This is a genomic window from Microcoleus sp. C2D2, assembly GCF_036702495.1.
In the GTDB taxonomy this organism is placed as follows: Bacteria; Cyanobacteriota; Cyanobacteriia; order Cyanobacteriales; family Microcoleaceae; genus Microcoleus.
Map to the genome: position 1 here is coordinate 33,497 of NZ_JAUBTO010000067.1, position 7,382 is coordinate 40,878.

Sequence of the window (7,382 nt, forward strand, 5' to 3'; positions counted from 1 at the left end):
CCACAAGTCAATTACCAAGTCACGGGCAAGATGCCCGTCCCACAAGTCAATTACCAAGTCACGGGCAAGATGCCCGTCCCACAAGTCAATTACCAAGTCACGGGCAAGATGCCCGTGCCACAAAAGATAAAATTGGCATCGAGATTAAGCATTTATCTTTCTGCTATCCCGGTAGCAATAAAAGCACGGTTGAAGATATCAACTTAACCATTAATCCGGGTGAAATGCTAGTGCTTGTTGGTGAAAATGGCGCGGGTAAAACAACCCTTGGCAAACTCCTCGGCCGCCTGTACGACCCGACAAGCGGTACGATCGCCTGGAACGGCAAAGATTTGCGATCGTACTCTCTAGCATACGTGCGATCGCGCATCGCCGTCGTTATGCAAGATTACGCCCGTTTCCCCTCCACAGTCCGCGAAAACGTCGGTTTCGGCGACTTGCTTTCACTATCAGATGACACTGCAATTAATGAAGCTATTTCCGAAGCAGGAATTAGCGCAAAAGTCAATAGTCTTGCCGCAGGTTTAGAGACACCGTTGGGGAAACAATTAGAAGACGGCATAGACTTATCGGGGGGACAGTGGCAAAGAATTGCGATCGCCCGCGCCTTAATGCGGCTTTCTACAGCCGAAGTGCTCATTTTTGACGAACCAACCGCCGCCCTAGACCCCAAGACAGAACACGAAATTTACAGCATCTTCCGCCAAATAGCCGCCGGGAAAACAACCATAGTCATCAGTCACAGATTGGGATTAGCAAAAATAGCCGATCGTATCGCCGTCATGGAAAACGGTAAAATAGCAGAAATAGGAACTCACGACGAATTGATAGCATCAAACGGAATTTACTGCTCGATGTTTACCCGTCAAGCTAGCAGCTATATTTAGTCATTAGTCATTAGTCATTAGTCAGCAGTCATTAGTCATTAGTCATTAGTCAGCAGTCATTAGTCAGCAGTCATTAGTCAGCAGTCATTAGTCAGCAGTCATTTAGTTATTAGTTTTCAGCCTTCTGCCTTCATTTGTAAGTGTCGATCGCCCTTTCTGCTTCCGTCCTCACAGCCATCACCAATAACTAATAACTAATAACTAATGACTAATGACTAATGACTAATGACTAATGACTAATTATCTCCCCGTCAGCGTATCCGCATCAGGATCGGGCAAAGCTTGCTGCACTTCCAAAAGCGACAAAGCATCTGCTGTCAACGGTTGGCTAATCAAATTTTTTTTTAGCCCATCCCCCCGGCGATCGCGCTCTTGCAGCTTCAGCAATTCCTCTTGATAAACAGCAACAATTCGCCCTAAACTCAGCACCAAATCATCCCAATTATCATCTCCCACCAACTTCTCAGAAATTCCCTCAAATAACTCTCCCGCTTGCCTTTTTTGAACATAAGCTTTCAAAAGCTTTCCCGACTTTTGCACAACCGCCTGATAAATGTCCCCATCAGACCACCACAGCCCCTGTTGACTCAGTAGCCAAGTCAAAATATACTCGCGAGCGTGTTGCTCCTTCACCCAGGCCGCGAGATACTGCAAATCTTCCATAGTTACAGTCTCCTAAATTTTCCTCTAAATGTCCGCTTGTTTGTATCTATCGTTACTGCGATCGGCTTAATATCTGCTTTATTATCACCCGCCGATCTCTTTAATATCCCTTAAATCTTAAAAAAACCCTACTGATTCACCAAACATCAATTTTTAGCATATAAACATACAATTAAACTGACATCTTGCACCATGCTCAAGAACAGGGAAGAAGCCTGTTCCACAAAGAGTAAATTTTCTTGTGGCGAGTAGGGGTTGGGCCGAAGAGCCCGCCCATGAAAGGCTTATTGACAACGGTGCAGGATGTGAGGTTAAACCTGATGCGTCTACCCTCTGACATTTCATCCAGAGGAAAGCGGTACAACCCGCCTCGCTTTCCTCTCTCGCCAATCTATCCTCAAGCGGAACCAGCGAATTATTAGCATGACAAAGCAAAATTTTGGTTTAATCGGTCTAGCAGTGATGGGCGAAAACCTAGCGCTCAACGTCGAAAGCAGAGGCTTCTCCGTGGCTGTGTACAACCGCACAGCAGCCAAAACCGACGACTTCATGGCCCTACGCGCCCCCGGCAAGAACATTGTAGCCGCCAAGACTCTGACAGAATTCGTCGATGCCCTAGAAACCCCGCGCCGAATCTTAGTCATGGTGCAAGCTGGGAAACCCGTAGATGCGGTAATCGACCAGCTCAAACCCATGCTGTCACCGGGCGACATGATTATTGACGGCGGCAACTCGCTATACGACGACACCGAACGCCGCACCAAAGATTTAGAATCGATGGGACTGGGATTTGTCGGCATGGGCATCAGCGGCGGCGAAGAAGGCGCGCTGAATGGTGCTAGCTTGATGCCCGGTGGCACCCACGCTGCTTACGGCCTACTAGAGCCAATTCTCACCAAAATTGCGGCTCAAGTAGATGACGGCCCCTGCGTCACGTTCATCGGCCCTGGGGGTGCCGGCCACTACGTGAAGATGGTTCACAACGGCATTGAGTACGGGGATATGCAGCTTATTGCTGAAGCCTACGATTTGCTAAAAAACGTTGGTGGATTGAACGGCCAGCAGTTGCAGGAAGTTTTTGCCGAATGGAATACCACAGACGAACTCAACTCGTTTTTGATTGAAATTACGGCTAACATTTTCAAGTTCAACGACCCGGAAACTAAGCAACCCTTAGTTGAGGTAATTATGGACGCAGCGGGTCAGAAAGGCACGGGCCGCTGGACTGTAATGAGTGCTTTGGAATTGGGCGTGAGCATTCCCACAATTATCGCTGCTGTGAATGCGAGAATCATGTCTTCTTATAAGGCAGAGCGCGTCAAAGCTTCCCAACAACTGACGGGGCCTAGCGGCAAGTACGAAGGCGATACTAAAGAGTTTGTGAACAAAGTCCGGGATGCGCTTTACTGCTCGAAGATTTGCTCCTACGCGCAAGGCATGGCGCTGTTGAGCGCGGCCTCGAAGTCGTACAACTATGACTTGAGTTTGAGCGAAATTTCCCGAATTTGGAAGGGTGGCTGTATTATTCGGGCTGGATTTTTGGACAAGATTAAAACAGCTTTTAAGGACGATCCCGAGCTGCCAAATTTGCTGTTAGCGCCGGAGTTCAAACAGAGCATTCTCGATCGCCAATCAGCTTGGCGGGAGGTATTGGCTACTGCTAGCACGCTGGGGATTGCAGTGCCAGCCTTTAGCGCCTCGCTGGACTATTTCGACAGCTACCGGCGCGAAAGATTGCCGCAAAACCTCACGCAAGCTCAGCGCGATTATTTCGGGGCTCACACCTACGAACGCACCGACAAACCGCGCGGCGAATTCTTCCACTCAGAGTGGACGCAGACTGCTAAAGAGTCGCTGCAAACTGGTAGTACGGACTAATTAATTTTTGTAGGGTGCGTTTCGGCGCACCTTACAAATAAGCTGTTGTGCATTTAAATTGTATGTTGAGGGCGGGCAGGATGCCCACCCCACAAGAGGAAAAATTTATTTTACCATGCAATTTAAATGCGGATTAGCTTAGACCATGAGATTACTGCCAACTAATCTTTTTCTTGAACCCACACGGATACTGAACCGCCTAGACAGCGAAACTCGCCCCAACCCGACTCGTTAGTAGAAACAGGTTCCTGAATATGCCCTGTTAAATCCACAAACTTAGCACGAGGTTTACCAACTTCCATCCACTTGAAACCCTCCGGGCCGTCGCTCATAATTACTGCCATTGCCTGTGGATGTTGCCCATCGCCCAATCTTGTCCAGCCAATTGTATTCCAATGATCGAAATAGTCATATTGAGGGCCGTAGGCGAAGTGTTGGCGAGCCTGGAGAAACTTGTCAATTAGCGATCGGTGAGAGGGCATAAAAATCTTATACCGATTGCCATCACGCCCCCAATCTTCATATTCTGCACCGTAATAATCGCCGTAGAAAACGCAGGGATAACCTTCTTTTCGCAATAAAATAATCGCATAAGCAAGAGGTTTAAACCAGGGTTCTACAACAGATTCAAGTGCTTGCAGCGGTTGAGAGTCGTGGTTTTCGACAAACGTTACTGCATGAGTCGGTCGCTGCTGCATCATTGTACCGTCTAAGATGCGCCGCATATCGTAGTTACCACCCTGTTTGCTTGCGTAATGAAAGTTGTAATGCAGCGGCACGTCAAAAACTGACATTTTGCCCTTAACTGAATCGACATACCAGTGCAGGATATCGATATTTGGTGCCCAATACTCACCGACAACAAACAAATCTTTGCCGACATATCGCTCCAATTCATCCAACCATTGCGGAAAAAACCAAGACGATATGTGTTTGATGGCATCTAAACGAAAACCGTCGGCACCTGTTGTGTTGAGATACCACTTACCCCACCGTGTAATTTCATCTCGTACCCATCGATCCTGGAAATCTATATCGCACCCCATTAAATAGGCAAAATTGCCATGTTCTAGGCCAACATAGTCATCAAAAGTTCTCCCTTCTATTAAATAGACTGTACCGCGATCGTCTTTATTGTACTCGTTGTAGTCTACTGCGTCAAAATGCCACCAGTGCCATTCAAATTGGGAATATTTACCTTGGCGTCCGGGAAAGTTAAAATTGGTGTAGCTTTTGATTCCTTGCAACCCACCTTTGGGATCTAGCCGATTGTTTTGAGGAAAAGGAGTTGCCTTAAATATCTCTGCTGCATCTGCACCCATTTTGTGGTTGATAACTACATCGGCATAGATTTGGATCCCAGATTTGTGCAGGGCTGCGATCGCATCCAAATATTGCTGCTTAGTACCATATTTGGTGCGCAGTGAACCTTTTTGGTCGAATTCTCCCAAATCAAATAAGTCGTAAACCCCATATCCAACGTCGCTTTGCCCGCCACTTCCTTTGTAAGCTGGGGGCAGCCACACTGCCCTAAAACCCGCATCTGCCAACTCTTTCGCTTGGTTTTTCACCTCATCCCACAGGGTTCCCCGATCGTCCATGTACCAGTGGAAATATTGCATCATCGTGCCGTTGACATCTGCCATTTTTCACCCTTGCCTTGAGATCGTACTGATAATTTAAGCCTATCTTAGGCTACAGCCTTGCCAATTGTCACTGTATGAATCGCAGTAATTTTTGCTAAAACTCAGGTTTGGGTGCGATCAAAGTTTTGTTGCAGTTCTCTAATCTAAAATCCGTTGACTTTCGCCTGACTCTTTGAACCATAATTGAACTTGAGTGCAGACAAAAAGCCCCAGTCCAAGATCTGGAATCTAAAAGAATCAGTAAGTAAGATCGCAATGTGCTTGCGAGCTTACTTGCGATCTTAGTAGATAACTATACTCAGCAAATCTGGTACAATCATAACTAATCCTTTAAAATAAATGTAATTTTTTTATGAAACCTTTTATAGTAAGAGCCGCTGCCGTTTTCGGTGTTATTGCGGTAGCGGTATTGGATACATTGAAAGAAGAAGAGGAAAAAAAGCGTTTATTAGACAGTGGTATTCTGGAAGTGGATGAAATGACGGGAAAAGAGTTTGAAAATTTTCTATATGTCCATTTTATAAACTTTGGTTATAGTGTTACTTTAACTCAAGATAGTCAAGATTATGGGGCGGATTTAATTTTATACAAGGATGGCTCGCAAACCGTCGTTCAAGCTAAAAGAAGCAAAAATCCAGTTGGGATTAAAGCAGTTCAAGAAGTAGCAGGAGCCGTCAGACATTACAAAGGAAATAAAGGCAGAGTCATCACCAACAACCGATTTACAGAAAACGCTTACAATCTTGCTAAATCTAACGACGTAGAGTTATGGGATCGAAAAAAACTAATCGAATTCATCCTGCTAGCTAAGAATTGTAAATAACTTATATAGCAATCCTTGCAGGAGCCGTAAATTTTTTACCCCACCCCAGCCCTCCCCTTACTAAGGGGAGGGAGTAAGAAATTCACAAATGATTTAGGATAGCTATATACTAAGCTAAGTGCATTATTCGGATCTTGAAATCGCTGCATAGAGTCAAACTTTCGTCCGCCTCCGCAGACAAGCGAGATCGACCTGTATCATTAATCTCACTGTTGAATCATGCTACAAATTTCTAATACAGTGTTCATAGACGATCGCGAAATCGAGATTAGTGCGATTCGCTCTCAAGGCGCGGGGGGGCAAAATGTAAATAAGGTGGCGAGTGCTATTCACTTGCGCTTTGATATCCCAGCTTCCTCATTGCCCGATCGCTACAAAGAGCGTTTGCTGCAAATCAACGACCAGCGCATCACTTCCGAAGGTGTGATTGTCATCAAAGCGCAGGAACACCGCAGCCAGGAACAAAACCGGGAAGAGGCTTTGAGACGGCTGCAAGAACTGATTAAAAGTGCGATCGTCATACCGAAAAGGCGCAAACCCAGCAAAGCGACTCGTAGTTCCCAGCGCAAGCGTCTCGACAGCAAAACCAAGCGAGGGCAGATTAAGGCTCTGAGAGCGAAAATTACGGATTGAGGGATGAAAGGTCGATCGGGCGACCGCGATTTTTGTAGGGGCGGGTTCACCAACAATATCTGCCAACAATCTCCAATCTCAAAAACCCGCCCTGCCGGGATATTATGGTCAATCGATCGGACATGATATGAAAGGTCGATCGGGCTTTTTGAGTTTTTAGTTGTCAGTCAGGATTTGGTGGGCCTAAGTCGTCAGGCAAATCGTTAAGCGTTTTTCCCAAAGCTTTGCAAAGAGCTTTCATTTGAGCAATGGTCAGTTCTGGTTGGTCTAGTCCTCGCTCCCAGTTACTGATTGCTTGTTGGCTTAGGGTTTTTGTGCGGGTTTTGTCGGGAATTTGTTTGGCTAAGGCGGATTGCGATAAACCAACAGCCTCCCGCAAGATTTGCAGTGCTGGTATATCTTTGGACTCTTGAGTTTGTTTCTTTCGGGGCATATCATAGGAAATTTACAAGCAAACTTGTTGACAACCGAGTTGTTTACAAGTATCCTTGTTAAAGATAGAGACAACACAAAGGCGGCTCCTTTAGCCGGACGGTGGAAACGCTTTGGTTTAGCGAGCTGCCTTATTTGTAGTTTCTACCCATTATGCCTGCATACCCTTAGTATTTTCCGGGCTTGGGCGCATGACTCAAGCCCCTTTCCCTCAACGCCGAGAAGGAGGTGCTATGTAAAAGGCCGATCGACCTCACAGGAGTGGCCAGCTCAAGATTGTATCAAATATCGAGACCAAAACTTCTACTTTGCTATCGGCTAAACACTAAACAACACTGGACAGCCAGTGCATTTGGTGAGAGATAGCCAGTCTCAGCCAATAGCTACGTTACTCCGGTCAAGACACCAAAAAGTGCTTTC

Annotated in this window: 7 protein-coding genes; 4 read left to right on the top strand and 3 right to left on the bottom strand. The window is 46.3% G+C overall.

All coding sequences use genetic code 11. From position 1 onward, the window contains the following. Positions 1-887 (top strand): ABC transporter ATP-binding protein (locus QUB61_RS21160; protein WP_333190097.1); only part of this gene is annotated, 887 nt, incomplete at its 5' end. Between the two features lie 240 nt (positions 888-1,127). Here the strand turns inward: QUB61_RS21160 and QUB61_RS21165 are convergent. Further along, positions 1,128-1,550 carry a hypothetical protein gene (locus QUB61_RS21165; protein WP_333128004.1) on the bottom strand — a complete coding sequence of 141 codons (423 nt, stop codon included), beginning with the start codon at positions 1,548-1,550 and terminating at the stop codon, positions 1,128-1,130. Positions 1,551-1,973: 423 nt separating this feature from the next. Between QUB61_RS21165 and gnd the strand changes: the two genes are divergently transcribed. After that, a complete protein-coding gene (gene gnd, locus QUB61_RS21170) occupies positions 1,974-3,428 on the top strand; it encodes a decarboxylating NADP(+)-dependent phosphogluconate dehydrogenase (protein ID WP_333128006.1) in 1,455 nt (484 codons plus the stop codon). A gap of 161 nt (positions 3,429-3,589) precedes the next feature. Here gnd and QUB61_RS21175 read toward each other — a convergent pair whose 3' ends face one another. Further along, the gene (locus QUB61_RS21175) at positions 3,590-5,074 is read right to left on the bottom strand and encodes an alpha-amylase (protein ID WP_333128008.1); all 1,485 of its coding nucleotides are present in this window, start codon (positions 5,072-5,074) and stop codon (positions 3,590-3,592) included. A gap of 352 nt (positions 5,075-5,426) precedes the next feature. Here QUB61_RS21175 and QUB61_RS21180 point away from each other — a divergent pair, with 352 nt between their 5' ends. Both QUB61_RS21180 and arfB read left to right on the top strand, forming a co-directional pair. After that, entirely contained in the window at positions 5,427-5,897 is a 471-nt protein-coding gene (locus QUB61_RS21180; RefSeq protein ID WP_333128010.1) for a restriction endonuclease, read from the top strand. 219 nt (positions 5,898-6,116) lie between these two features. Then, entirely contained in the window at positions 6,117-6,530 is a 414-nt protein-coding gene (gene arfB / locus QUB61_RS21185; RefSeq protein WP_333049207.1) for an alternative ribosome rescue aminoacyl-tRNA hydrolase ArfB, read from the top strand. A 163-nt stretch (positions 6,531-6,693) separates the two neighbouring features. Here arfB and QUB61_RS21190 read toward each other — a convergent pair whose 3' ends face one another. After that, positions 6,694-6,963, bottom strand: coding sequence for a helix-turn-helix transcriptional regulator (locus tag QUB61_RS21190; RefSeq protein WP_333128012.1), 270 nt, complete (start codon positions 6,961-6,963; stop codon positions 6,694-6,696). Between the last annotated feature and the right edge of the window lie 419 nt (positions 6,964-7,382).

Excerpts from the sequence above, each read along its gene's own strand:
- QUB61_RS21175 (WP_333128008.1), bottom strand. The coding sequence starts at position 5,074 with ATGGCAGATGTCAACGGCACGATGATGCAATATTTCCACTGGTACATG.
- gnd (WP_333128006.1), top strand. The coding sequence starts at position 1,974 with ATGACAAAGCAAAATTTTGGTTTAATCGGTCTAGCAGTGATGGGCGAA.
- QUB61_RS21190 (WP_333128012.1), bottom strand. The coding sequence starts at position 6,963 with ATGCCCCGAAAGAAACAAACTCAAGAGTCCAAAGATATACCAGCACTG.
- QUB61_RS21165 (WP_333128004.1), bottom strand. The coding sequence starts at position 1,550 with ATGGAAGATTTGCAGTATCTCGCGGCCTGGGTGAAGGAGCAACACGCT.
- arfB (WP_333049207.1), top strand. The coding sequence starts at position 6,117 with ATGCTACAAATTTCTAATACAGTGTTCATAGACGATCGCGAAATCGAG.
- QUB61_RS21180 (WP_333128010.1), top strand. The coding sequence starts at position 5,427 with ATGAAACCTTTTATAGTAAGAGCCGCTGCCGTTTTCGGTGTTATTGCG.